We start from the raw sequence: 26430 nt of genomic DNA, 5'->3' as shown, positions 1-26430 counted from the left end.
GGAAAATGATTGCACGTTATAACTACGATTGCAGTACCATCTTCCGACCGCTGTTATCCCTGTATTTTTTTGAATTGTTCCTAAAGGTGAAAATACAGTGATAAAGGCGTTCTTCAGATTGGTTCTGCTCTCTACGTTATCGTGTCAATAATTTGTACATTTGAGGCAGGAAACATGGTTAAGCTTTATTCCTAAAAATAGAATACTCGTAAAAGCTCCTTTTTCCTTTACCACTGCTTCTCAACCACCTGAATGCGGTAGGTCAGGCTCTCCAGCGTCACCGCGACCAGCCCAGTCACATATTCGCGCCGAGTGTCTCTTTGGATGATCAACTCAGGCATATGCTCCTGTGGAATCAGATGATTCAGACAGCCTTGCGTCAGGCCATCCCGCATAGCCGGGTCCGTCGTATCCCCTGTAACTACAATCGTGGCCGGGTTAATGATCGCGATGATGGATACAAGCGTTTGTACGACGAGTTCCTGCAAACCTTCTGTCGTTTTCAACATTCGCAGTTGCTCTTCCCGTGACACACCAAAAGGTAAGAAAGACACCTCACCCCCAAATTGCGTGTTCCCGGTCAGCGGACGACCGTCAATGATAAAACCTGCACCCGGAAAATGATTCTCGGGAAACGTCACCACTGCAAAGTTCTTCTCTTCCTCAAATTGCTGCTGGTTATACAGCCCGTAGACGGTCAGGTTCATGTCGTTGCCAATGACCACTTCTACATCTTCATATTGCTCCTTAAGCCTTGGCCCGAGTGGCTGATACATCAGTTCCGGTACATCGCAAATCCCAATAACACCGTTGTGTGCCACACCAGGTATACCGATCCCAATCGCCTGCACATTGTGGTGTTGTTCAATCAGGTTCGCAATTAGATCCTCTACCACCGTTACATTAATTTCTTCCAAAATGAGCGTCTGTTCGTCCGCCATCTCTCCGTTCAGATTGGCATATGTATGTGTGATTGAGTGAATGCCGCCCTCTGTTCGAATAATTAGGCACAGCACACTGGCGTAGTCCGCATTGAATTGATATTGACTCGCCGGTCTTCCCCCACTCGATTCGTCTGGACCCAGATCGATAATCTCACCCGTTTGGAGTAATTCGTTAAGGATTGTGCCGCATGTCGCCACACTGAGTTTAGTCAGGTTCGCAATGGAAGCTTTCGTGCCTACGCCCATGGATCGGAGCGTGTTCTTCACAAGTTCAACGTTAATGCGCTTCACCTGCTGGGTGTTGTGTGATGTGGGTAACATGGTAAGTTATATGCCTCCTTTCGTTCATTTCGAACCATTCAATGAATGTTTTTAAAAGTATTTTAATAATTGAAGTGTAGGGGGATTTTGGAGGAAAGTCAATGCTTAATAACCGTATGGATGTAGAGGCAAAAGGACAGTTCAAGATCACCATATATGATCCTGCACTGTCCTTTAGTTAAGGTGGTTTATGTAGACTGGCTCATTTGATTTGCCAAGATGCTCTTCTCCAGTCGGACTTTAAATAACTTTCGATTTAGATCCTGTTCCATGGCATGTAGGTGATATGCTACCTGTTTCACGGTATCCATGTCTAGCACACCTGCCTGCTTTGCGATAATGTCCATGGCGTCCAGGATGAGTTTGTTGCATGTTACTAGCTAATCGATATAATCGTCTATGTTTCGTTAATCAAAAAAGACATTCTTCTTAATGTGAAATTATTTCCCATTACAAGACTCTTTCGGAGGAAGAAGGGATGTCACGAGTCCTACAATCTTACGAGTCTGAATCCCAGTCGATATATATATTTCCTCCCCCGAATGGACATCTTTAAGATAAAGTCTAGCATGACTGTTTTTTTGAAATAAGTTGATTAAGTCTACTCGATATTCATACTTTCCGTCCGACGTAATCTTCAATGAGTCACTACTGATCTTTTCGTTTGCCCAACCGTGAGTACTCACACTTTGAATCAATACGAAAGAGAGTAAAATGGATAATACCATCCACACACCAATTCCAATATAATCTCCCCTGCTCGTTGGAATCCATCCTTTAAAAAGAAATATAGTAAATACAATCGTAATTAATAGTACAGGAATACCAGCTCCCCATAAATAGGTTGTTCCCATAATATCCATTCCTCTTTGGAAATACGCTGTAGAACCGAGGAGAAACCATACCAATGATGACAGATTAAAAATCATTAGTAATATCAATATTAATTTTAACCAGATCGCCAAAATAACCCTCCTCTCTCATGTAAACATCTTTTTCATTTTAATTTTAATATTGGCTCGATGTACTTCTTCCATATGTCTACATTACTATGCATCGTAGAATGTGCTTCAATTTTCGAGCCAGTCTCTCCGTCTTTCGCACGCACATTATCTGCACCCTTAAACTTCCTCGTAGATGTAGAACCAAACCCTAATCGCCACCATTTTCCTCCCATATCCATTTGGACGGAATCTCTGTTGTTATACATTTGAATGTGTTGCCCAACCTTTGTATCAAGCTCATATTCCCTAACTGGAGTCGCTACAGTTATTAATATCTCGACCTTCTTTCCCTTTTTCTCAAGAAGATTAGCTAACAAGATAGCTACATTCCCCCCGTGACTATGCCCTACCAATCTAATAGGTTCGTCAGGATTTTTACTGTGCCATTCATACACTTTATTTATGGATTCTTCCGCCGCATCTGAACGAGCACCAGTACTGTCCTTTCCTGTCTAATTTAACTTTTCACTTGATTCATTAAATAGACCTTCCACATATTTCACAAAATCCGGAGTCCATGTATCCCCGGTTGAGAAAGTACCGTGAATCAGCCAAACTTTATGCCCACTAGGGTCTACATAAATCAGCGGATTATTATGCACATACGTATCCAAGTTCAAACTCAACGGATTCGTAATCTTCCCTTCATAAGTATCCTCGTTAATGAACCGCCCTTCGGCCGTTTTGTACCAGCGCGTACAACAAATTGAAGCATCGGTGGCACTGGTATTCTAAGGTTATAGGTTATTAAGATTGCCACCTAATTCATTCGGCACTAGGTGGGAAATACATGCCCCCCCGATGAAAGAAAAACCACAACACGAAATCTATTCGCATTGTGGTTAATGAAATTTATTTAACTCCACTTGATGTTCCTGCTAAAATGTCTATTTTGAATTTTTCTTCGGGCAAGCGACCAAGGTCTTTTGTCGTGTACAGAATATATTGAGAGTCAATGTCCGTTGGTTCAAGTAATACCCAATGGTTAACCTTACCAACCGCAAGAGTTTTAATTTTGCGTGTCTGGATATTAATAGGGATAAACTTTTCCTCTCCGGTGCTTACATTCCTTAGATAAAGACGCGCTTTACTGTTCCTTTGAAACAAATTAATTAAGTCAATGTGATATTCATACTTACCATCAGCCGTAATCTTTGGTGAATCGCTTTCTAACTTCTCTTTTGCCCACCCACTGGAGTTAACACCATGAATCAGGATGGCAGAGAGTATTAATGACAGTATCAGCCCCAGACAAATTCCAATGTAGTGTACTCCACTTGTTGGAACAGTTCCTTTAATGAGAAATACAGTAAATAATATAGCCAACAAAAGAACGGGAATACCAACGATTAATAAATAAAATGTACCAACAATATCCATTTCTCGTTGAAAATAGGCTGTTGAACCAAGTAGTAACCATACAAATGATGAAACATTAAATATTATTATTACTATGATTAAAAGCCTTAACCATATTGCCATACACGCCCTCCTCTTTGATTATTGACAGCTCAGTTCTACTTTTTCAACTTCGGTTTAATATATTTATCCCATATAGATTTGTTGCTATGCATACTCGAATGAGAATCAATAGGTCCACCGTTCGGACTAAAGACGCCTGGCTTTTCAGCATCTTTGGCCCTCACATTTTCGGCACCTTTAAATGTACGCCCTTTAGTAGCGCCCAAAGCCCACAGAGGCCCTCCATTTACCTGGATTTGGTCCTTTTTATTGTATACATGAATGTGTTGGCCAACGGAAGTATTTTTGTCTAAGTTGTAACCCCTAACTGGGGTAGCTATTGTAATCAAAGTGTCTACTTTCATTCCTTTTTTATCTAAAAGATTAGCTAACATGATGGCGACATTCCCACCATGGCTATGACCAACTAATCTTATTGGATCATCAGGGTTTTTAGAATGCCATTCATATACTTCTGTCACAAAATCCTTCGCCGCTTCTGAGCGAGCACCAGTTGAGTTGCCACCAGTCCATTTCATCTTTTTACTTGACTCATTAAAAAGTCCTTCCACATACTCCACAAAATCCGGAGTCCATGTATCTTCTGGATGCTCGGCACCCGAAAGATTCGTTCCGTGAATTAACCAGACCCTATGACCACTCGGATCTACATACTTCAACGGATTATTATGAACATACGAATACAAATTCTGGCTCAACGGATTCGTAATTTGTCCTTCATACGTATCCTTGCTTATAAACCGTCCAACCCCAGGATCATAATATCTCGCCCGCAGATAATAGAGTCCTGTCTCTTCATCCTGAATTTCACCCGCATATTTGAATGAGTTTTTAATCCCTTCTGTCTGCTGCTGGATATTCCCCCATTCATCATACTGGTAGCTATTTACTTTAGTACCGTTCTCGTTGACAATCTGTACAACATCGCCATGTCCGTTATAGAGATAATAATACTTTTGGTTCGTGCTAGCATCTCTTTTTGCTAGCATCCTATCCGGTCCCCATACATAACTGGCTATGGCCTGATTCGATTCATTAGCTTCTGAGATCACCTGTCCGTTATTGTTATAAGCGTAACGAACTTTCTCTGTTACTGGTTGATTCCCTGTTCCATTTGTCGTTCCAGTCGTTGTCTTCTTGTATAGACGTAGTCCTTGCATTTCATATTCGAACTCAGTGGTCACATTACCTTCGGTGATAGTCTTTAGCTGATCCCACAGGTTAAATGTATACGTCAGTTCTCTAGCGAATTGCAATAAACTATCATCTTCTACTAGTGTCTTACGATTACCTCGGGCATCGTAAGTGTAGTCTATCGTCTCACCTGTAGGACGTTTCACCTGAATTAACCGATCCAACTTATCATATTTATAATCAGTTATACCTGATGCATCTGTTACAGAAGTGATGTTCCCATTACTATCATAACTGTACTGGTACTGAGATAGTACCGAAGTACCTTTCTTGTTGGTAACTTTCAGTAACCGACCAATAGCATCATATTGGTTATCTGTAGTTAACACACTACCGTCCGATAGTCTCGGGTAGATAATACTCTTTATCTTACCATCCGGTTCATAGATATACTGAGCATTGGCATTATCTGCTGCAGATACCTGATATGTTCCATTCGTCTGTACTTTACTAATTCGTGTCTTATCGTACTTGTAGTGTGTAAAATAATCAAACGCATCAGCAATATTTTTCAATCTATTCTGATCGTCATACTCATGTCGTACAACTGTGACAACACCATCATATATCGTCCCTTTATACCTTTGCGCACCATATATACTGTAATCACTATAGGTAGTTATAACACTTGAACCATTCCGTTGTTCTTCCTGACGTGATGGACCAAATTTACGGAACTGATATACATTTTTTATCGTATTCGATCCTGCAATCTTCATCGTACTTCGACCCGTTTCATCATACAAATAATAGATCGAAGTATTGTTGGGATTTTTGCGGACAGAGACTTGTCCAAGCTTATTGCGATTAAATACGTCCTGATTAGCACCTGGATCAGTACTTGTTTTCAAAAGTCCTGTTTCATCATAAGTTTTGTTTGTCACCCAACTCTTCGTTCCGTCAGTTTGAGTTGTACTCTGCAACTGCCCGAGCTTATTATAGCTATACGACGTTGTTTGATTCAATGCATCCTGTACGGAAGTTAGTCGATTTAATCTGTCATATTGATAACGTGTTGTATTCCGATTCGGATCCACATAGGTTAATACATTACCCAAATGATCATAAGTGTAATCCTCTTGAACAACTGTGGCATTTCGATTCGGCCAATTCGGATATCCTTTCTTTGCGATCTCTCTCCCCCATTGATCACTAAATGTTTCAAGTACATTCCGTTTCAGACTGTCCTGAGCGTTAGCGCGGAAAGCGGTAACGTCACTGGCCGCAACCAGATAAGAGGTATTCTTCCGATCAATAATATCGTAATCCGTACGGTACAGGTTACCAAAAGCATCTGTAGATTCAAATGCCCTCCCCCATTTATCATAGGCTGCTGTTGATACATTCCCACTAGTATCAATAACATATATCGGGCGAGACATAGAATCATAATGATACTGAGCCAGAACAAGTTCATTTCCTGCTAAATTGTCAAGTTGGCCTAGTAGAACTCCATTACCGAATCCATTGTAAAATTCATTGTTTAACATCATCATAGCTGACCTCATTATCATCTAATCTAGTAGTTTTCGTATGGGAGTCAATTCGAGTTGTAATGATTAACTCTTCTATTACTTGACACGAAATTTCCAACGTTCATGTAATATTCTCAACATTTTCACATTTGACACCCCCCTCAAAAAGGTCTATCTTAATAACGAACCAACCATTCACTATTAAGGAGTCGTTCCCGATGGTGCAATCCAAGAAAGACGAAGTCAGGAAAGAGATTGAATACGCGGCGCTCAAAGTCTTTTTTGAAAAAGGATATGTGGATGCCAAGATGAGCGATATCGCGGATAAGATCAATATTTCCGTGGGCAATATCTATACTTACTTCAAGAACAAGAAAGAACTCTTCTACGCCGTCGTGCCGCCGGATCTGGTGGATTATTTGAAAAATGTACTGGTGGAGACGATTCACTTTGATAATCAGACCTTGTTCGAGGAAACGGATAGCGAGCGAAAATCGGCGCTGTTACAGGAACAAGTGGATGTGTTACGTAAATACCGGAATCAGATTGTCATCATCTTTGAAAAGAATAAAGGAACCATCTACACCAACGCCAAGAATGAACTTGTCGACCTGATGATCGAGACCAAGAAGGCCTATCTCAAGAACCAATATAAACGGTATGAGATTGGTACCGAGGAGAATTTGATCTTGCTGAACATCCTCGCACATAACGTGATCGACATGAATTTGGATCTATTGAAGCGGGATATGAGTGAGGACAGCCGGAAGCAAATATTCGAAGCGTTGTATGTATACAGATTGTACGGTATGAAGAGTCTAAACGAATAACGCTCCATCTCATCACAGGTAGACAAAGCGTGCAGATCAGGTCATTTTCACTTGGTTTGCACACAAAAAAATATCTAACATTAAGTCGCTCTATTTTTTTGATCCAAAAATGAATTAATCATTCATTTTTAAGTTGGTAATTTACTATTTCCCAAACTATTTAAGTTGAACCTACATTTACACGATAACGGAGAGGACAGAAATAACCAGAGGAAGCGAAGCGTTCGCATTTATCACCGGATTTCCCCTAATAAGAGGGTATCAAAAAAATCTGGGGATAACAGCGATCCGAAGGTTGTTCTGTCATCGGAGTGATAAGTGTACATACCCATTATTCAACTTATATAGCCTCACCCACCATTCCAAGGAGGAACACAACATGAACACCGCTTACGCATTGAAAAACGTCCATCTGATCCACGGTGATCTGAACCGTAATCTGCAAAAAAAACATGACCATTCTCGTCAATGAACAAGGACTTATCCAGGATATCGGCCGAGATCACGAGTTGCATATCCCTAGTCACTACACAACCATCGACCTCTCAGGAAAATACATTATGCCTGGACTGATCAATGCCCACGTACACCTCTTTGCAGATGGAAAACCGTTCAGTCTCTCGGTCAGTGAAGGCATGTTGCAGTTTGCCTATGATCGGATATTGAACACCAAGTTTGGCAGAAACGTTTTGAAAAAACGCATGAAACGCAATGCACTGACCGCACTCCATGCGGGTGTAACAACGATGTGCAGTGTGGGTGAATTCTTTTACACCGATGTCCAGCTACGGGATGAGATTAACAACGGTGACTTTGTCGGTCCCAATTTGCTAGTATCCGGATTTTTCCTAAGTGTCACGGGCGGACATGGTGCTCCATTTCTCGCTCTGATGGGCGACTCCCCATGGGAAGGCAGAAGAAATGTGCGGATCAATGTGAAACACGGCGTGGATCTAATCAAAATCTGTGTGACGGGTGGCGTGACGGATGCGAAGATGGTTGGCGAAGCTGGACGTTTACAGATGACGGTGGACGAAGTTTCGGCGATCTGCAACGAAGCACATAAGATTGGTTTGCGGGTGGCAGCGCATGTGGAGAGCACGGAAGGCGTAAGAGTTGCGTTACAAGGTGGGGTTGATACGATCGAGCACGGTTCGGAGATGGACGACGAAATCATTCATTTGTACAAAAATAATCCCAATGCCCTGAATGGTTACACCGCACTCATCCCCACCCTGCAAGCCGCTTATCCCTCCGCTTCACTGGATACTAGTGTAACGAAGGTAAGTACAACGGTAAAAGAGAATTCCAGACTCGTCTACGATTCCATGCTCAAAGGTGTAAAACAAGCGATCGAAAACGACATCACCATCGGGATTGGCACCGATGCCGCTATGCCTTACGTGACTCACTATGATATGTGGAGAGAGATGGACCACTACATGAGACAGGCCAACCTGAACAACAAACAGGTCATCGACATGGTGACCCAAACCAATGCAAAGATCCTCGGTGTTGACGATATTACAGGGACGGTGGATATCGGGAAACATGCCGATCTGATTATCATGGAGCAAAATCCGCTTGAACATATCGAAGCCTTGTCAGACATCTCTATGGTCATGGTCAAAGGAAATCTAATTCAAACACCATCTGTCACAAGAATCAAAGAAGTGGACGATGTTCTAAACTCAGTTTGGTAAATTCAGGAGTGAAATCATGCTTGGTATATTAATTAATTGTTTTTCCATTTTGAATCAGGTTATTGGGATCAGCAAGCTCATCATTCTCATAAGTATAATGCTGAGTAGCATGTCCACCATCCCTCGTCGATCCATGTGAATATCAAATTAAATAGTAAAAAAACATATTATATGGTAAAATTAGTACTTAATAACTATATACTAACCACCCATAAAAGTAATAATATTACATATGAATCTAAATATATTTTGGGAGGTAATTTTTTGTTTGGGAAAAAAATCATAAAAGTTCTAAGTTTAGTCGCAGTAATGTCCTTGTCGGTAGCCCTTCCCGTTCTTGCTTCAGATTCAGAAATCACCGTTAACAATCGACCACCAGTTGAAGAGTTTAAAGGTGGAAAACAATTCATTGATGGGGTACAATTACTTACTGAAAAAGATCTAAAAGATAACATAAGAAAAAACTTGAAACCAGTTACTGTTCCTAGTTCAGGTGATGTGGGGACAATGGGGATAAATTCATGGACCAAAGTAGCTGAAGCAAATTACTACACTAGTTATGATTGGGATCGCTATTCCAATATTGCAGCAAGTTCTGTAGAGAGAACGCTATCAACTAAATCTGAATTTACAATTACAGTAAGTGGTGAGACGAATTTTGGTTTTAAAGATGTAGTGGGATTTAAACTGTCTGGAACAATTGGACAAAAATTCGAGAAATCATTGACAGAAAAGTATAAAATTCCTGCCGGTTGGGTGTATGAACAAAAGAGTGCTATCAGAGTGCTTCAGGAAGACTATCGATATACAAATAAAGGATTATTGTGGGATACTCAGTATAATGCGTCATCATTTGACTACAGAGGTTTTGAAACTTGGCTCTGGTCCAACCCTATTTAATAAAAAACAAGGGCGGCATAAGCCGCCCTTCGTTATTTGGAGGCAGAATGAAAAAAATTCTAATTAGTTGCTCACTCTTATTTTTATTATACGGCTGTTCTCAAGATGATTCTTCTTCGGTTCCTTTAGAAAATCCTACTCAGAATATTGAAGAAGTACAAACTGAATACAAAAAAAGAATTACGTTACTTGAAAAAACACTCTCTCAAGAAGAGAACTATTTTTTTCAATCCAAAGAGTTTAGCATTTATTTTCCTTATGCAATAGATTTTATAGATATCCATAGAATAGAGTTACTCTCTGATGGAGCCCTTGTTACTGAAATCTCTGGTAAAGAGAATATCGTAGTTAAAGACAAACATATTCTTATTCTCAATTCTAATCAGCGATTTAACCATTTTGATACTGTAGTATTAAAAGACGATCAAGAAAATAATATAAAAATTTCTATCGGTGACTACTATTACGAAGGTCAAATTGCTGATGATACGATTTCAGCCGACAAGGAAATATTTATTCGTAATAAACACTATAAACAAACTAATGGAACCCTAATATACACTATTGATTTCACAAATGTTGAAGGAGCAACGGTCGAATTTTCAGTCCCTGAGTCTATAAAAAAAATAGCTACTTTAATTGAACAAAAGACAATTTCAAAAACACCAGATAGCCAAACTTATGAGTTCCACATTGAGATCCCTGAAGACTATTTAATTCAACAGAAGATCACCAATTTAAATCTCGAATTAAAAGCAGACCAACTTTATAAATCTTCCAGAAAAACTATATTTCAGTCATTTATCCCTATAAATATAGATGAATTTGATTCGAAGGCACCTTAAAAAACATGGTGTCTTTTTTCGGCTTATTTCATAGAGCGGGGAGAGGATGAATTCGTGCTAGTAATGGCGGCAGAATTCAAATGTTTTTCCCCGTACGCTCGGCTCGGTGAATAATCGCTTCAAATACATCCTAAGGTGTCCTTATATCAAATTGCGGAGGACACAGTCCGTGTTTACGGTGCAATATAGGATCTATCAGCGAAAAGGTCATTCCCCAACATCATGTGGATGACAGGGATTAGCCTTTTTGGGCTTTACTCTATTCTAACGAACCGAGGACACGCTATTTTCTCTTTTCGTGAAGTTAAGAAATGTAACAAATCACAGATCTTCTCAGGTTCGTTAGGGTTTGGAGCAGCAGAGAGGATGAACCGTGGATGAGTGAAATTTGGAAGATTAATCATTCAATCCTTTACCTTCCAGGATCGGCTGCATGTACTTCTCGATTCGTGACACTTTTGTCTTGGATTGCTTCGGTTGTGAGAAATAATAGAGATATGCCCGCTGACGTCCGGGTGTCAGTGCTTCAAATGCATCTCGGAAAGCAGGATTCTCATCGAACTGTTGCTGAAGTTCCTCGGGAACGCTATATTCGGCAGTTTTTTTCATTTCTACTTGCAGTCCGGCCTGTTCCACTTCAATCGCTTGCTGGATATAGGCTTTGATCATAGCCTCCTGCTCCACAATCTGCTCCAGACTGGTGAAGCGAAGCTGGCGTTCTGCCTGTACATTCTCCGTTTGCTGGACCAAAATGCCGTGTGTATCCTTCAGCAGAGCACCTTTGAAAAACAGAATGGCCACGTATTCTTTGAATCCATGGATTAAAACGATGTTTTTTCCATCCAGCATGTAACAAGGATGCATCCATTTCATATCCTCTGTCAGTTCAAAATCCCGAATAATCTCTCTCAGCTTTGTGGACTCTTCCTTCCACGTTTTGAGTTTCTTTAGATAACCGTCAACTTTGCGATTCCCACTTGTATCCGTCATGGAGAAATACCTCTCTTTATCTCATGTTCTTATAGGTTCAATTGTACTGGTTTTCAGTAGATTGTACAGCGTTGCTTACAGAGCTTTTATTGACTTTTCTACTTGAATTTAAACCTTAATAGCAACAAGGACCATCCTGTTAGATGGTCTATAATTAAAGAAAGTGATTTAAGAAGAAGACGTATTAATTGGTTTGAATTATTTGGGATTACTTATTTATGGAGAGCAACGGACCTGATTCTAAAACCCTTTTCCCCAACTAAACAACTATCTTTTTCAATGTTTATAATGACTCAGCAAAAGGAACTATGTGCAAACTAACTGATGATCAACTTCAATTCTTTAAAAAGACGGACCCACAACTGTTTGATAAACTCGTAGAACAATCTGAAATCCCATCAAGTTAATTCCGGCTACGGATAAGAAATAAGACAGCCAGCTCCCAAGTACGGGGGCTGGCTGTCTTATTTAATTCTACTTGTTGATGGAACAGAAAATCTTAAGAACCTTCAAGCACCTTATCTTCAATTACAGGCGCCGGTATTTCTTTAATCTCTTCGGATTCTTCCGGAGCAAAACTCTGGATCTTCATCGGCATGGAATCCAGGTACTTGTACTCTTCGGTCTTGGTAGAGCTAGTTACAATTTCACCGTTTTTGTCTTTCTGATAAATCACACGTTTTGTCGGTAAACCCGTATTTACATCAATGGTTACAACTTCCTTGTGGAGGTTATCCTCCGAAACAGCTTTTTGCTCGTTACTCTGTGTAGCAGAACGGGATTGTGAGCCCGCTGCTTCCAGTACTGTCCAATCCTGACTCCGTAATTCTTCTTTAGCATTCTCCAAGAGCGAGATCTGTAGCAACTTCTCATTTTCAGCAGCTATGTTGTCCGGCATGGTCCAGGTATTCCCCACCAATTTCCCTGTCTCGAAATCTCGACCATACGAAGTGATTTTCTTACCACCATCTTCAACAATCAATTTATTATGAAGCTGATTATCACGGTATTCCTCAGTGATTTCTGTCAAATTCACACGGTCCCGGTAGCGAACGATGTATGACCCGTCTTCAAACGATTCTTTAATGTAATCGACCTTACCCTGAGTCGCCTTCAGTGCTGCGCTTTCAACATCGCTTTGAGCACTAACTACAGATGGTTCATTCAAGTACATGTAGCCACTCACAGATGCAGCTACCAGTGTTATGGTGAGGATTGAAACCAATGTTTTTTTCTTCACAGGTAGACCCTCCTCTTATTTAGTCAGTATATATACCTAACGCTTTATTCTGCTTTTTAGGTCCAGCCATTTACATATCCACTATCAACATATCCTGTTGAGTTAGATCCTGCTTGGTGATCCTGCAACCTCCACGCATTTGGATACATGTAGAAGCCTTCAATTCAGCATCAATAGATTGCATATAATAGTCAGACTGCAGCCCTTTCATTACACCAGACAAATTATTACAAGAGCTAGAATACGTTGGAGTCACTCTACTTGTTTTAAGCAACCGATGTGTAATAATAATTAAAGATCTTCCTGTCGGGATATAGAATAATACGATCGCAAATACGAATAAGACAAAATACTTACTACTTACACTGCTCAATTTTACTACAAATATTATCCAAATCCATATTTTATTCAAAACTATCTACCATATCCAACCAAAAAAAATGTTACATTTTGTAATAAAATATTAAATAATATGTTCTTACGTAGATAATTCCCATAAGAAGCCCGATATGGTTTTAGTTTCATCTTTAGAGTTATGGTTCTTCAATTGAAATCGAAAAAAAGCCGCATGATTAGCGGCTCGTCGTGCATTCTTAAATTCTCCTACGCTCACTCACTATTGGTCTGTTGATGTCAAACCGACTATTTATAACATGTACACAACGGTTACTCATGGATGTCTCACACATCCGTAATGATCGCAGAGCTTTTTATGATTATGCATAAAGCAAAAAGGTCCATAGACTGTCTATGGGCCTTTTGGTTTGGTTAACATTTATGGCTTAAGCTAATAGCCAGTAGTGACTGTGTCTCATCTTCCAACATGGAGGAAGCTATCATCATGAAGTCTTCAGCCCCAATTTCAAAGTGACCTTTACGAAACGGAACCCCCCAATTGCGATTCCCGCGTGTAAAACTGAGTTGGTCTAACAACGTTGCGATCTTCACTTCTTTACACGGAAGATAACGAAGATCTCGGCGAAAGGGTACAAATGATTCCGACATCTGATATTGGTATATCCTGTCGTCGATAATTTGACCAATAGCGGTAAAAGCCTGAAGTGGCTTGCCTGTTGATATGTCTGTGCGTGGAGAGTAGTATATCATCCAGTCACCCGCGGACATCTGTCGCAACAGTGCTGACTTGCCATGGCACAATTGCGCAAACCCTCCCTCTACGGCTACATTTACATGAGAAGCAGATACAACGCCAACCCAATATCTGCTGTCCTGATTTGGTTTCATGGATACATCCCATTCCCTTCTCTCATTTACATTTCCAGATTCGATTTCAATCGGTCTAATTGCAAAAAATGATGTCTGTAGTGCATCTCTATCAACAAAAACCACTCTTGAGCATTTAGAGCGCCAAGCCTTGGATGATGTATTTTGTTATTTACCGATGCTTGGTATACAAGAGGTTCTGTACTCCTCATCCGGTCCACGACCATGTGAAGCCCATCAATCAAGGACTCCATGCTCTCGGGTGGTTGCGGGGTATACTGCGGGGAAGCAGGAACCTTAATTGGAACGGGAGGGAATTGTCCTAATTCAAACACTTGCCTACCCAGTTCTGTTTTTTCCTCACCCGAGTTTAATGTTGAATCCCCGCTGCTCAAACACTGCTCAATATTATGCAGATGCATGAAAAGCGCTGATTGAATCAAATGTACATACATCTGTCCAATGGACCATTCCTCTTCACTTTGTTTTTTAAGTAAGCTAGACATATCCAAATTTTTCAGTTCTGCCAAATATCGTTCTACAGCCTTTTCAAATGATTTCAATACTTCCGTTGTACTTCTCATCCTTCAACCCACTCCTCTTGATCTGTGATATATCAAAGTATAAAAAAACACTACTGACAGGTGTATGTCAGTAGTGTTTTAAGATGTTTTTGGCTACTTCCTTCATTCGGAAGCGTAAAGACTCCGGCTCCAAGACCTCGATATCTCCACCCCAACCAAGTAAATAATGAAAGATTTCCTCCGGGTAGCGGACACGAAAATGAAAAATGACACCTTGCTCTTGCTCCTCAAATGCATCCATATAAAAATGCAGGGCCTCCATAACTTTGTCAGCAATTTCAGGTTTTGCTCTGATTAATACTTGTTCGTTACGGTCGTCAGGAGGTCGATAACTGTTTAGATCAAAATCGGGTGGCAAAAGGAATTGATCCTCCAGCACGGAAAGTTCAGTCATGCGTGACAAACGAAAATGACGAATGTCTTGTCGCATATCACAACGTGCAATTAACATCCAATTCTCCTGAACAAGTGAGAGGCCATAGGGTGAAACCTCTCGCATGTTATACCGATTTCCATCCGTTCCTGGCATTTTTTTCAGATACATAAAGCTGATTTTACGTTGATCCAGAATGGCACTACGTATCTGGTTGAGGTATGTTTTCACCCGCGCTCGGGTTAAAGGTTCAACCGTATGAAGCAGTCGCATCGTTTCCCGAACACGTGTGGATTCATTACGAACGGATTCTGGTAAGATTGCTTCAATTTTTCGTTGAGCCGACTTAGCCTCCATCGCGTATTCTGTATCCATTCTCTGTTCGATAAAATCAGCTCCCATGAGCAGGGATACGGCTTCTTCTGCGGTGAAGCTTACCGGGGGCAGAAAATATCCTTCCATGAGAGAATACCCATGACCCGGAGCACCCATGATCGGAACGCCAGCTTCGCTTAATGCCTGAATATCTCGATATATCGTACGTACACTTGTCTCAAATTGAGCTGCTAAATCTTCTGCTCGTAACATCTTTCTTCGCTGCAATTCAAGCGTAATCGCAAGCTGCCGCTCCGTTTTGTTCATTCTCTAAGCCCCCATCGTTTCATCATCCAAACCGTTAAACTGCCTTAACATGGTGGTGAAACGCTCCAGTTCCTTATCATCCCATCTGGATATACGGTCATAAAAAGTTGACTCCTTCTCCTTGAGCGTACCAACCGTCGATTGTTCTGGTTTACAAAGGATTATATAGAACCACTTACCCCAATTTACTTGTCTTACTTAATTTAAACCTTAAATAAAAGCAAGGCCACCCCTATCCCGGATAGCTCTTGCTTTTACTCAATTGATTGCAACTACACTTACATTTTCAACATCAATCCATTTAATCAACTTCCTGTCGTGGAATGATATAAAAATAAAAAACTAAACCAATTATCATAGATGGAATTAACGCAGTAAATATGTTTTGCCCGAACGTAATAAATACTAATTTAACCACTTCACTTAAATTCTCACTCCACAAATCTTGATAGCGCTCTTGCTCTCTCCACCCTTTAATCAATATTGTCACGGCAAATATAATGCAGTAACTAAATAATCCATATTTCAAACTTTTTTTGAATTTATTTTCCTCTTGCTTCTCCTCAATTAACATAACCTCCAAAGAAACATCAAGTAGATCAGCAATTTTCATCATGTTTTTTTTGCTTGGATATCCATTTCCTAATTCCCATTTTGAGATGGATTTATCGCTAACATCTAATAACTCTGCAAGTTCCTGTTGTGTGATTTCTTTTTGTTCACGATACTGTTTTAACTTTTCACTCAATATATTCTTCGTCATTTGCTCACCACCATTGTTTTGTTGTTTACTTCTAAGTTAATTAAAACCAAATATAGGGTCCATATAAAGGAATTTTAGAAAATAGAATTCTATTTTTCTAAAATTCCTCAACTCTTTGGGTGCCTTTTAAGGATTAATCCATACTATTACACAATACATACACGTTTTGCTTTCCTAAAATAACATTGCCGCTGGGTTCCCATACAAAAACAGGAAACCAACGGCAATGTTAAAGTTACAACAACAAAATTACTTCACTCTATTATACCTAGTTATTGATACTGAGTTTTCATGCTTATCCAAAAGATTGAGACAAGTAATAAGATCTGAAATCCCTTCGCATAATGGCCTTCATCATTTGTCAACCATTTCGAGTTTTGCTCGTGGATTAATGGTACATTATCATGGAAAAGGAAAGGATATTACGCTATGGTTAAACGTACAATATCTTACTGCTCTATGAGGGAATGATCCCTAGGTAGTGGAGGTCACAAAATGAGAAAAAAGCGATGGATTGTGAGCATAGTCATTTTGATTATCATACTTTTCATAAGTGAATGTGTGATGTTGTCCTCAGAAAAGGTTGGAGTTCTCAACATAACGCAGAGAGTCATTTCAGGTGCACCTCATGTTGTCGTTCAAGGGCAGACACTGTCTTACCAAGGTAAGGTTAAGTGGGAGGATATACAGAATAGTATCGAAGTATATTCCGTAAGCGATGAAGGAACGATCTTGTATAAAGCACTAGGCACCCCTGTCCCACCACCTTGGATATATGTGAGAAAAGAAAACCAACAGGGTTTCCGATATAAGTTCCCACACCTCCCTTGGAAACTATAAATCACCTATCACTTACCTTAGCCGTTATCTTTGCGATTCCCACTTGTATCTGTTATTGAGAAATACCTACGAAACATCCAAGATAATGTTGTCCTGGGTCCGTAGGTACTTGTAGAATCTTAGAAATTAATGCTTCATCAATCAGGAGACATAGTTAACGTGAACACACTCTCCCAAGGCGTTTTTATAATGTCGTTATACCGCGTGTCCACTTTCAAGCCACTCGACCAAGAGCCCCATGCACTCCCATTGCTAAATACAGGGTCCGAAGTTAAAGGAACATCTATATACATCGCATAGCTACCTACAATTTTCTTGTCTTTAGGAGCAGAAATGAGTTGTACAACACGATCCTTACGAAGCTTCAAATCATTCGGTGCATTGGCATGCACAATCTCATATTGAATGTAGGTACGCATATACAATACCCCATTACGATATGTCACCATACTTGGTTCAGGACGAACATCTCCCTGAATAATCACTTTCTTGTTCTTAATCCATTTCACATACCCTTCCATCTGAAGCTCTCTGGCTGTCTTATCACCCATCTTGCTGGTAGAACCACCAGCATGGCTTTCCAATGCTGGTGCCCAATTCATATTGATGGTGCGGTAATCTGTATTCAGCAATAGCTCATAGTACTTTGAAATATGATTGGCATAACGCCCAAAGTCATCACTGGTTAACTCAATGGGAAGTCCCACGGCTTTTGACCGGTAGAGCTGCGCTGCATTCAAAGACAAACCTTTGAGAGAATTCGCCTTAGGAAATTCTTTCTCATAATACTGATTAGGGATACCCGCGAGAACATAAGGATATTTTGACGCTTTAGCAGGCAAAGCTTTTGTTCTAATTAGTTTACCGTAGTCATCCAGATTATCCTTTTGAGTAAAATTTGCAGTATATATCCCATATGATCTATCGAATGAGTAGTAATTGAATGTTAGATTGAATGCTTCAGAAAGTACTCTTAGGGGGACATAGACTTCCCCATTTCGGAACTGCGCTGAGGTATTTGACGAAAGGACATTCCCTTTGCCATCGACCATACTGCTTTTGGTCACAGATAACGAATGGGTAGAATCGTTCATGTTTAATTTACCGTTGGAGATAGAAGCAGCCCATTTTGCTTGTTTGGCAAAAGCGAGCGACGGGATCATAACTTCCTGTTTTATCGTTAGATAAGGTTTGTTCGACGTAAAGTAGAGATTTTTACCATTTAAATTCAAACGAACGCTTTGATCCCATACATTGAGAGTTGGCCACTGAAATGGAACCTTAACAGGGATAGGTGAGTTCTTCTTTTTGTTGGGCAGCTCCATTCCAAGGCCACCTCTATAATTAAATCCCCAAGCCCATACACTTAGATCCTCTTTTTGAACAACCATGTGTCCACCGTCTGCTTCACTTACCAAACGTACATTCTTGAGGATAATCTTGGGAACCGTGGCTTGATTGGCTGTCCCATCTCCTAATGTACCTGTTCGATTGTCCCCCCAACCATACATATTTCCAGATTCATCCAAAGCAAAACTCGCATCAGATGAATTCGAGATGTCCATAATTTTGGGTAGCTGCTGTATTTGTACAGCAGAGTCCCCGCTCTTGGTCCATACAGTGCCATCTTCTTTAAGGAACACAGATCCATACTGATCTACCTTTTTGACATCCGTTATTGTTATGTATTGTCTTGCTACAGAAGTTCCAGGCATAACATGCCACACCGTACCGTCTTGTCGAATGAAATACGACCCGAAGATATCTTTAACCTGATCTAGTCCAGGGATAAGCATGGGTAACTCTGGTTCAGAATAAGAATTTTTCCAGGCCAGAACCTGCCCATCTTTTCGTAATGCATAGATATAATTTTGAGTAGCCTCCACTTGCACAATCTTCTCATCTTCACTGAAGTGAGTTTTATCTCCTGAATACACCTTAGTATACTCTGTTAGTTCCCCGACTCCCCTTCCTTTCCATACCGTTCCGTCCTGGGTCACCACAATAGCCGCTCCGTACACTACAGAAACGTCTACAATATGATTAATTCCTTGTAACACGTATTGTGCATAGTTCGTCTTGCTACCTTCGTCACTACCAAAACCACCCCATGATATCAAAATTCCTTCTTCTGTTAGCACTTGAGTACCCGACGATGAAATGATTTTTTGGAGTTTTGGAATTTTATTAGTAGAGGTTGCTGCATGGGTGTACGATGGTGCTGCAGTGAGAATAATTAGAACTAAGACTAACCAAACCTTTAAAAACTTTTTCATTATATCCTCCTTATATGTACTAAATTACTAATAATGCAAGTCTAGCAGTCCTAGGTAATTTTTACTATCCATAAATTTCTGTCACCCCTACAAAAGTAACAAAAAGTCATTCAGCACACATATGAATGGCTTGTGCACTGATAACAGAAGTTGTTAACACTAAAGTGTGGCAAACACCTGATCGAACCCAGCCTTCGACTTGGCAAATAGTTCATTCGTACCAAGATTCGATGCCGGGGCCAGTACTTCCTGAGCCACCACACCATTGTAGCCAATCGCCTGCAGATTTCTCAGAAATCCACCCAGATCAATGACCCCTTCGCCGGGATACAAACGCTCATAATCCAATAATTCTTCCACAGGCAGATCATAGGCATCATTGATATGAACATGAACAACCTGTTCTTTTTTCAGCTTCAACAGTTCTTCCATCGCCAGACCGTTGGTATGCCAGTGATAGGAATCTACGAGCAGGCCAACATTTGGCGCATGGATGGTCTCGATCCAGTCCAGCGTATCCTCCACACGCCAGATAAATGGATTTTTCCATTGCGTGCGCAAATGGTGGCATCCCACAAACTCCAGACCCAACTTAATCCCGTAAGCATCCAAGATATCTGCGCAGAGTCTCAAGCGTTTCGTAGCCGCTGCCATAAATTGCGCTGCCGGTTGATCCGTTGAGGGTAAAATATACGTGCAACAGCTGTAACAGTCCAGCGAAGCAGAAGCTTCTGCCATAGCGACCAAAGATTGCAACCCCTCACGAAATTGCTCATCTGTCGTCCGCCACTCTACCGTCAGACCCGATGAACCGATGATCACCTTATTGCTTTCCAGCAGATGTTGTGCCTGTTCTTTGCCATACTTTTCAATCAATGAGAGCGGATTCAAATCTACAGATCCGAATCCGTGCTTGGCCGCATCTATGATATATTGTTCATCAGACTCGATATTGCCCAGTCCCGCATTCGTTAACCCTCTAATCATCTCAATCTCCTCCTGTGACTCGTCTGGAATTGCAACTTGTGTATCATTTTCTTTATCATTTTATAATAGCAGTACTCTCCGAAAAAGAAACCATCAAAAAAGAGCCGCAACAACGTTATATTAACGTCATTACTGCTCTAGCTTCTCTATCTCACACGCTCTAATGTATATCGATTACGCGGGATCTTAAGACCCAGATTCTCCCGTAGCGTCTCATGTTCATACTCCGTACGGAACAGCCCCCGTTCTTGCAGAACTGGAACAACTAGCTCTACGAAATCTTCCAAGCCATTGGGTACCACGGTACGAACATTGAATCCGTCTGCCGCTTCGCCTTCAAACCATTCCTGAATCCGATCTACGATCTGATCCGGTGTACCAATGAACGATGTACGTGGGGTAGATGCCAGCAATGCCACTTGGCGCAGGGTCAGCCCTTGTTCTCGCGCCTGCTGCTTGATCTTGTCTGTTGTACTGCGGAAGCTATTGCTGCCAATCTCCCCAATCTCGGGGAAAGGTTCGTCCAGCGCGTGCTGGGAGAAGTCATAATGATCGAAGTACCTCCCCAGATAGTTCAACGCCTGATCAATACTCACCAGTTCGGCAATTTCCTGATACTTCTGCTCCGCCTCTTCAGCTGTTCTACCCACAATGGGGCCGATGCCCGGGAAGATCAGGATATCCTCTGCCTTGCGTCCATAAGCCACCGCTCTTGCTTTCACATCGTGGTAGAACTCCTTTGCTTCCTCCAGTGTCTCATGTCCCGTGTAGACGGCATCTGCCGATCGGGCGGCCAGATCTTTACCAGATTCAGATGAGCCCGCCTGAAAAATCACCGGATGCCCCTGCTTCGAACGCCCCACATTAAGCGGACCCTGTACCGAGAAGTGCGTTCCTTTGTGATTTAGCGTATGTAGCTTGGCAGGATCGAAGAATACGCCCTGTTCTTTGTCTCCGACAAAGGCATCGTCCTCCCAGGAATCCCAAAGGCCTTTGACCACATTCAGATGTTCTTCCGCAATTTCGTAGCGTAGCGCATGGTTCGGATGTTCGCCTTTGCCAAAGTTCAGTGCCGAACCTTCCAGAGGTGAAGTAACCACATTCCATCCGGCTCTCCCACCGCTTAATTGATCCAACGAGGCAAATTGCCGCGCAACCGTGAAGGGTTCACTATAGGAAGTAGACAATGTAGCAACCAGCCCGATGTGGGAAGTTGCCCCGGCGAGTGCGGACAGAAGCGTCAGAGGTTCGAAGCGATTGAGAAAATGAGGATTGGACTTCTCGTTGATGAAGAGGCCATCTGCAATAAAGAGCAGATCGAACTTGCCTTTTTCCGCGATACGCACCTGCTTTTTGTAGAACTCCAGACTAACGCTCGCGTTAATGGGAATATCCGGGTGACGCCAAAAGGAAATGCTGTTCCCCACTCCGTTCAGATTAGCTCCCAATTTCAATTGTCGTTGCGACATATATATTCCTCCCTATGTTGTGGTGATGACACTGCCCAAGCCGCTCCCAGCAATACAATCCCTGTGAATAGAAAAATAAACGGAATGCCGATCCATCCACCGAGAAAGCCACCGATTAACGGTCCAAGCACGATACCGAACTGACTCGCCGTCTGACTCAGACTGACAGCCCTCCCACGAAAATCGTGATCAGCATATTTGATGATCAGCGCATTAAGCGCCGGATAAACCGCGGCAAAGAATAGACCATAAACAAATCGCAGGCTACCAAAATAAATCAGATTCGTTGCTGTCATTTGCAGCAGACTACCAATCCCGCCACCGATCAGACCAATAAACAGGGTTTTCTCGTATCCGATCCTTCCACCAATCTTCCCCCATCGCGGCCCCATAATGACCGTTGCCACACCAATCGCCGAGAAGACAATCCCTGCACTAAGTGTTGCACTGCCAACATCTCCGCCAATCTGGACCACATAGAGCGTCAGCACCGGTTCGATGATGAGCACAGAGGTCGAGACTAAGAGAATCAAACCGTAGATTCGCATCAAACCCGGCGTGGAAGCCGCTCTTTTCAAATCCCCTATGATCCTCGTTGGCACGATCGTACGAGCTTGGCGTGACTCCTTAACACCGAGGACCATCAGAGCCGCGAGGAACGTAATGACAGCTGATGCAATGAAGCATCCCCGCAGTCCGATCCAGTGACTCAACACACCACCGGCAAGAGGACCAAGAATCCCGCCTGCAGCGCTGGCCGTGGAGATCACGCCAAGTGCATAACCCACGTGTTTCTCCGGAGTATTGGTGCCAATCAGTGTAATCGAGGCAGGATGAAAACCAGCCATGAGTCCCTGAAAGATCCTCACCGCGATAAACGTATATGGATCGTAAACAAAGAAGTTAGCCAGATGCGCAATGCCTAGCCCAACTCCGGAACGGACTAGCATCAGTTTGCTGCCATATTTATCAGCCAGTGATCCCCAGAAGGGTGCGCATAATCCGCTGATCAAAAAGCTGATGGAGATCGAAATACCGGACCAAGCTTCCAGACCGCTCTGTATACCAAGATCATTTTGCAGGAATATAGGAAAGAACGGGACGGACAGCGAGTACGCCATATGATTGAAAAACAGGCCGAACCACAGAATATACAGATTTCGTTTCCATTGTGGCATCTTGGCATTCTCCATACTATATAATTCCTATATAAAAAGTAGGTTATTATCCATATTAGGGTAACGTCATCGGAAAGTATAATAGAAAAGTTCAATAGACCCATTCAAGAATTAAATGAATGGGTTTTATGGAAATAGGATGTTTGGTATGAACATGGAAAGTTTATGTTGAAACAACAAATAAGTTCGTATAATATAAAACTAATTACTTGTTCTATAAATATAGAACTAATCCAGAAAGGAACTATACTCTTATGAACTACATAGTAGAAGTTGATTTTGCGCCAATTTATGAATGTGTAAGCACCCTGAGCGCTTTTATGAGTAAACAAAATCATACTAACCTGGATGCCGGGAAACGGTGGGTTCGTGATGTACAGGATCGATTCTCTCCAGCCAAACTTCAACAAATGCGAGATACGATGAAAGCCACAGACAATTTCAGCCTTGCGCCATATATATGGAGCTGTTCAGGGGAACGTTCGGTGAATGGCTTTTTGAATTGGCTTGAAGAGTTGTCCTCAGGACAATTGTATGACATCGCCGCTCGCTTTAAGTTATCTGTCCCCTCCAATCTGTCCGAATTGCGCAGTCGGATATCCGAAGTGCTACGAGAATGGGATACTCAGTATTTTGGGCACATCAATCCGGCAATTATGGAGGGACTCTTTTTGGAAGCTGAATCGAGACGTTCCAGTCTGAACGGGACGAATGACGAAGAGGTCTATGAACAAGCTACACAGGGCATGAGGATATATCCCAACCATACGCTAAAAAAAATAATCCTCATCCCTCAATATCATGCACGTCCATTTGTCACCTCAGTGATCTTTGACGAGATGATCTTCACTAATTATTCTTGCGATATTCTTCCAACAGAACCAGGACGACCAGACCCTGGGTTACTGCGTCTAACCCGGGCACTGTCCGATGAAAACAGACTGTTCATCTTAAGACTACTGGCTGGTAAACAGCTGACCTTCACTGAAATTGTCCGTGAGGTTGGACTGTCCAAGAGCACGGTGCATTACCATCTAATAGCCTTGCGAGCAGCCGGGCTAATTATCGTGCATTATGATTACAAAAACACCGAATATAGCCTGCGCTTGGAAGCTCTAAACAACCTTCCACGGCAGATTGGAGCTTATATTGAAGGTTGAGTTCAAGCATTTCCTTCTCCACAAATTGCACTATTCTATCATATGGAGGAACCTTAATGCTGAAGCGAAGTTACTACGGTTTGTTGGCTACTGTTACTCTTAGTTCTCTCGGTGATGTGTTTGGTCTTTTGGCCATGGAATGGCTTGTTTATGAATTAACTGCCTCTAAGCTAGCCATGGGTGCTATGGCACTAAGCTTCAGCATTCCTGAGGTAGTCTTCCGGCTACTTGGATCACCGCTGTCCGACCGACTGCATCGTGGACGGTTCATGGCCGGATTGGCTACAGTACGACTGTTGGCTCTTTTGTTGCCACTGAGTATGGGTATTGCGGGCCAATTACAACTTTGGCACCTGTTTCTCGCCGCAGCACTCAGCGGAGCCTGCTCCGCCCTCTTCATGCCAACGGCCATGGCTGTTGTACCAGGTGTAGCTGGCGAACACAAACTTCTGCGGGCATTCGCAGTGATCGATGGTTGTCGAAATGCCGCTGCCTTGCTGGGACCTGCCTTTGCCGGAGCTCTAACGGCTGCATCCGGAGCGTTACCAACACTTGGCATCAACGCTATTTGCTACATTGCAGCCATCACCGCACTGCTCTATCTGCCCACAATGCAGAAACCAGCAGCTCAAGCATCTTTTTCTCTCAAAGCTTATATCCGAGATATTGGAGAGGGCTTCTCTTTTTATCGGCGATTCCCAGCCATGCTCTCGATTATGGTAATGGTTTCGATCAGCAATATGTCCTCCGTAGCCATCTGGACCATGATGATTCCTTTTGTCCGCGAAGTACTTCACCGGGATGCCGCCGCCATGGGCACTCTGACCACCGCTTCTGCATTTGGCACACTAGCAGGACTAGCTATTATCTCGTGGATGGGTGAAATCAAGAGAAGACGCACGGTCATGCTGTGCAGCTTAGCTGTGATTGGGCTTTTCAACGCTTTATTGGGACTATTTCCGAGTTACCCATTTGCACTTATTGCCTTATGTGCTGCAGGAGCAGCCGGACCTTTCTTCGGTTCTCTAAGCTCTTCGTTACACGGTACGCTTGTGCCCAGTTCTCTACAAGGCCGGGTTAATTCGATCCGTTTTCTGATTGGTGGAGGATTACAACCCGTAGGCGCTTTTGCAGGTGCAGCGGTTGCAGAAGTCTATGGCCTTCCCTTCCTATTTCTGTCTTTAGGTCTTCTTCCTTTCATTTGTTCGATAGCTGCTTCATTTCTCCCGAATCTGAAAGATTTGAATGGTGACCTCGATACTCTACTACATAAGCCATCCAATAAAGTTCATATTACAAGTAGTTAATAACACTAAAGGCGCCGTCCCTTTTTATTGGAACGACGCTTTTGACGTGTGACAACGATAGCAGTTTACTTCAAACATGCCATGATACAACATCTATCCCCACTTTCCAAACATGCGGGATCGGTATCCCGACATAGGTAATTGTGAGATAAAAGCCAACTCTTCGCTTCTTAATATTTTTTTCTATACTCTCCATTAACGTGTAAATATGAAGTGAACTTGATTACGTATGGTAATCATACTATTCCGGCACTTGGACCGACATAAATACATCGACCTCATCTTCACTGTCCAATATAAATCCAAATCGTTCATACAATCGACGAGCAGGGCTTCCCTGCAAAACATTTAAAATAACACATTTCCCCTGAACTTCATCCTGTTCCAGCAGCATGTTCAGTACCTGAGTTCCTATTCTCTGGCCTTGATAATCGGGATGTATGTAAAAATGTTCCAATAGATATGCCTCAGCCTTGGGCTTTAACGCTACACAACCTACCATTGAACCCTCCACTTCAATAATCTGTGTCTGGGCAGGATTGAATGTATTCCGGAAACGTTCACGCACCTTCACATCATCGTACCTTCCCAGTCTGGTTAGATCATCGTATAATACCAAGGCTCGCAAATCAGCGAGTTGCTCTTGGTCTGCCTGTACAGCTTGACGCATTGTTATTGGGTTCATTTGTTGAATTCCTT

General features: G+C 42.1%; 23 protein-coding genes and 1 pseudogene. 6 read left to right on the top strand and 18 right to left on the bottom strand.

Annotation, left to right across the window (positions count from 1 at the left end; all coding sequences use genetic code 11):
- Nucleotides 1-227 precede the first annotated feature (227 nt).
- The 7 genes and pseudogenes from AC1DE7_RS13175 to AC1DE7_RS13145 form a co-directional block, all read right to left on the bottom strand.
- Nucleotides 228-1265, bottom strand: a complete 1038-nt coding sequence (locus AC1DE7_RS13175) for an ROK family protein (RefSeq protein ID WP_315371605.1) — start codon at nucleotides 1263-1265, stop codon at nucleotides 228-230.
- 188 nt (nucleotides 1266-1453) lie between these two features.
- The gene (locus AC1DE7_RS13170) at nucleotides 1454-1612 is read right to left on the bottom strand and encodes a hypothetical protein (RefSeq protein WP_477534533.1); all 159 of its coding nucleotides are present in this window, start codon (nucleotides 1610-1612) and stop codon (nucleotides 1454-1456) included.
- Between the two features lie 93 nt (nucleotides 1613-1705).
- Complete coding sequence (locus AC1DE7_RS13165; RefSeq protein WP_315371604.1) at nucleotides 1706-2230, bottom strand: hypothetical protein; 525 nt, start codon at nucleotides 2228-2230, stop codon at nucleotides 1706-1708.
- A gap of 32 nt (nucleotides 2231-2262) precedes the next feature.
- The gene (locus tag AC1DE7_RS13160) at nucleotides 2263-2673 is read right to left on the bottom strand and encodes a PGAP1-like alpha/beta domain-containing protein (RefSeq protein WP_315371607.1); all 411 of its coding nucleotides are present in this window, start codon (nucleotides 2671-2673) and stop codon (nucleotides 2263-2265) included.
- Nucleotides 2674-2829: 156 nt separating this feature from the next.
- Nucleotides 2830-2967, bottom strand: a pseudogene (locus AC1DE7_RS13155) (RHS repeat-associated core domain-containing protein); the annotation flags it as partial.
- Nucleotides 2968-3121: 154 nt separating this feature from the next.
- On the bottom strand, nucleotides 3122-3751 hold the full coding sequence (locus AC1DE7_RS13150) for a hypothetical protein (protein ID WP_282320521.1): 630 nt from the start codon (nucleotides 3749-3751) through the stop codon (nucleotides 3122-3124).
- A 35-nt stretch (nucleotides 3752-3786) separates the two neighbouring features.
- Nucleotides 3787-6441, bottom strand: coding sequence for an RHS repeat-associated core domain-containing protein (locus AC1DE7_RS13145; RefSeq protein ID WP_477534532.1), 2655 nt, complete (start codon nucleotides 6439-6441; stop codon nucleotides 3787-3789).
- 197 nt (nucleotides 6442-6638) lie between these two features.
- Between AC1DE7_RS13145 and AC1DE7_RS13140 the strand changes: the two genes are divergently transcribed.
- The 4 genes from AC1DE7_RS13140 to AC1DE7_RS13125 all read left to right on the top strand — a co-directional run bounded on the left by AC1DE7_RS13140 (nucleotide 6639) and on the right by AC1DE7_RS13125 (nucleotide 10698).
- Nucleotides 6639-7250, top strand: coding sequence for a TetR/AcrR family transcriptional regulator (locus AC1DE7_RS13140; protein ID WP_315371600.1), 612 nt, complete (start codon nucleotides 6639-6641; stop codon nucleotides 7248-7250).
- Between the two features lie 452 nt (nucleotides 7251-7702).
- Complete coding sequence (locus tag AC1DE7_RS13135) at nucleotides 7703-8953, top strand: metal-dependent hydrolase family protein (RefSeq protein ID WP_477534531.1); 1251 nt, start codon at nucleotides 7703-7705, stop codon at nucleotides 8951-8953.
- 135 nt (nucleotides 8954-9088) lie between these two features.
- A complete protein-coding gene (locus AC1DE7_RS13130) occupies nucleotides 9089-9853 on the top strand; it encodes a hypothetical protein (RefSeq protein WP_477534530.1) in 765 nt (254 codons plus the stop codon).
- A 47-nt stretch (nucleotides 9854-9900) separates the two neighbouring features.
- The gene (locus AC1DE7_RS13125) at nucleotides 9901-10698 is read left to right on the top strand and encodes a hypothetical protein (protein ID WP_477534529.1); all 798 of its coding nucleotides are present in this window, start codon (nucleotides 9901-9903) and stop codon (nucleotides 10696-10698) included.
- A 396-nt stretch (nucleotides 10699-11094) separates the two neighbouring features.
- On the opposite strand, the gene AC1DE7_RS13120 is transcribed toward AC1DE7_RS13125, so the two are convergent.
- The 10 genes from AC1DE7_RS13120 to AC1DE7_RS13075 all read right to left on the bottom strand — a co-directional run bounded on the left by AC1DE7_RS13120 (nucleotide 11095) and on the right by AC1DE7_RS13075 (nucleotide 23264).
- Nucleotides 11095-11688 carry a YdeI/OmpD-associated family protein gene (locus tag AC1DE7_RS13120; RefSeq protein WP_315370892.1) on the bottom strand — a complete coding sequence of 198 codons (594 nt, stop codon included), beginning with the start codon at nucleotides 11686-11688 and terminating at the stop codon, nucleotides 11095-11097.
- A gap of 499 nt (nucleotides 11689-12187) precedes the next feature.
- Complete coding sequence (locus tag AC1DE7_RS13115) at nucleotides 12188-12928, bottom strand: hypothetical protein (protein ID WP_477534528.1); 741 nt, start codon at nucleotides 12926-12928, stop codon at nucleotides 12188-12190.
- A 768-nt stretch (nucleotides 12929-13696) separates the two neighbouring features.
- Nucleotides 13697-14173, bottom strand: coding sequence for an EVE domain-containing protein (locus tag AC1DE7_RS13110; protein ID WP_477534527.1), 477 nt, complete (start codon nucleotides 14171-14173; stop codon nucleotides 13697-13699).
- A 26-nt stretch (nucleotides 14174-14199) separates the two neighbouring features.
- Nucleotides 14200-14736 (bottom strand): DinB family protein, encoded by a 537-nt coding sequence (locus tag AC1DE7_RS13105; protein WP_477534526.1) that lies wholly within the window; start codon nucleotides 14734-14736, stop codon nucleotides 14200-14202.
- Between the two features lie 67 nt (nucleotides 14737-14803).
- The gene (locus tag AC1DE7_RS13100; protein WP_477534525.1) at nucleotides 14804-15751 is read right to left on the bottom strand and encodes a helix-turn-helix transcriptional regulator; all 948 of its coding nucleotides are present in this window, start codon (nucleotides 15749-15751) and stop codon (nucleotides 14804-14806) included.
- A 301-nt stretch (nucleotides 15752-16052) separates the two neighbouring features.
- Nucleotides 16053-16514, bottom strand: coding sequence for a helix-turn-helix transcriptional regulator (locus AC1DE7_RS13095; RefSeq protein ID WP_340984458.1), 462 nt, complete (start codon nucleotides 16512-16514; stop codon nucleotides 16053-16055).
- A 977-nt stretch (nucleotides 16515-17491) separates the two neighbouring features.
- Complete coding sequence (locus AC1DE7_RS13090) at nucleotides 17492-19630, bottom strand: RCC1 domain-containing protein (RefSeq protein ID WP_477534524.1); 2139 nt, start codon at nucleotides 19628-19630, stop codon at nucleotides 17492-17494.
- Between the two features lie 159 nt (nucleotides 19631-19789).
- Nucleotides 19790-20617, bottom strand: coding sequence for a sugar phosphate isomerase/epimerase family protein (locus AC1DE7_RS13085; RefSeq protein ID WP_477534523.1), 828 nt, complete (start codon nucleotides 20615-20617; stop codon nucleotides 19790-19792).
- A gap of 146 nt (nucleotides 20618-20763) precedes the next feature.
- Nucleotides 20764-22086: an LLM class flavin-dependent oxidoreductase gene (locus AC1DE7_RS13080; protein ID WP_477534522.1), complete on the bottom strand. Its 1323-nt coding sequence runs from the start codon at nucleotides 22084-22086 to the stop codon at nucleotides 20764-20766.
- Nucleotides 22068-23264 carry an MFS transporter gene (locus tag AC1DE7_RS13075; RefSeq protein WP_477534521.1) on the bottom strand — a complete coding sequence of 399 codons (1197 nt, stop codon included), beginning with the start codon at nucleotides 23262-23264 and terminating at the stop codon, nucleotides 22068-22070. The genes AC1DE7_RS13080 and AC1DE7_RS13075 overlap by 19 nt, the downstream gene beginning before the upstream one ends.
- Before the next feature lie 320 nt (nucleotides 23265-23584).
- Between AC1DE7_RS13075 and AC1DE7_RS13070 the strand changes: the two genes are divergently transcribed.
- Both AC1DE7_RS13070 and AC1DE7_RS13065 read left to right on the top strand, forming a co-directional pair.
- Nucleotides 23585-24424, top strand: coding sequence for an ArsR/SmtB family transcription factor (locus AC1DE7_RS13070; protein WP_477534520.1), 840 nt, complete (start codon nucleotides 23585-23587; stop codon nucleotides 24422-24424).
- Nucleotides 24425-24480: 56 nt separating this feature from the next.
- A complete protein-coding gene (locus AC1DE7_RS13065; protein ID WP_477534519.1) occupies nucleotides 24481-25731 on the top strand; it encodes an MFS transporter in 1251 nt (416 codons plus the stop codon).
- A 241-nt stretch (nucleotides 25732-25972) separates the two neighbouring features.
- On the opposite strand, the gene AC1DE7_RS13060 is transcribed toward AC1DE7_RS13065, so the two are convergent.
- Complete coding sequence (locus tag AC1DE7_RS13060) at nucleotides 25973-26416, bottom strand: GNAT family N-acetyltransferase (protein WP_477534518.1); 444 nt, start codon at nucleotides 26414-26416, stop codon at nucleotides 25973-25975.
- Nucleotides 26417-26430: the final 14 nt, after the last annotated feature.

The organism is Paenibacillus sp. 10L310 (genome assembly GCF_056395745.1).
The sequence above is the reverse complement of the archived record's forward strand: the minus strand, read 5'-3'. Positions and strand labels throughout refer to the sequence as shown.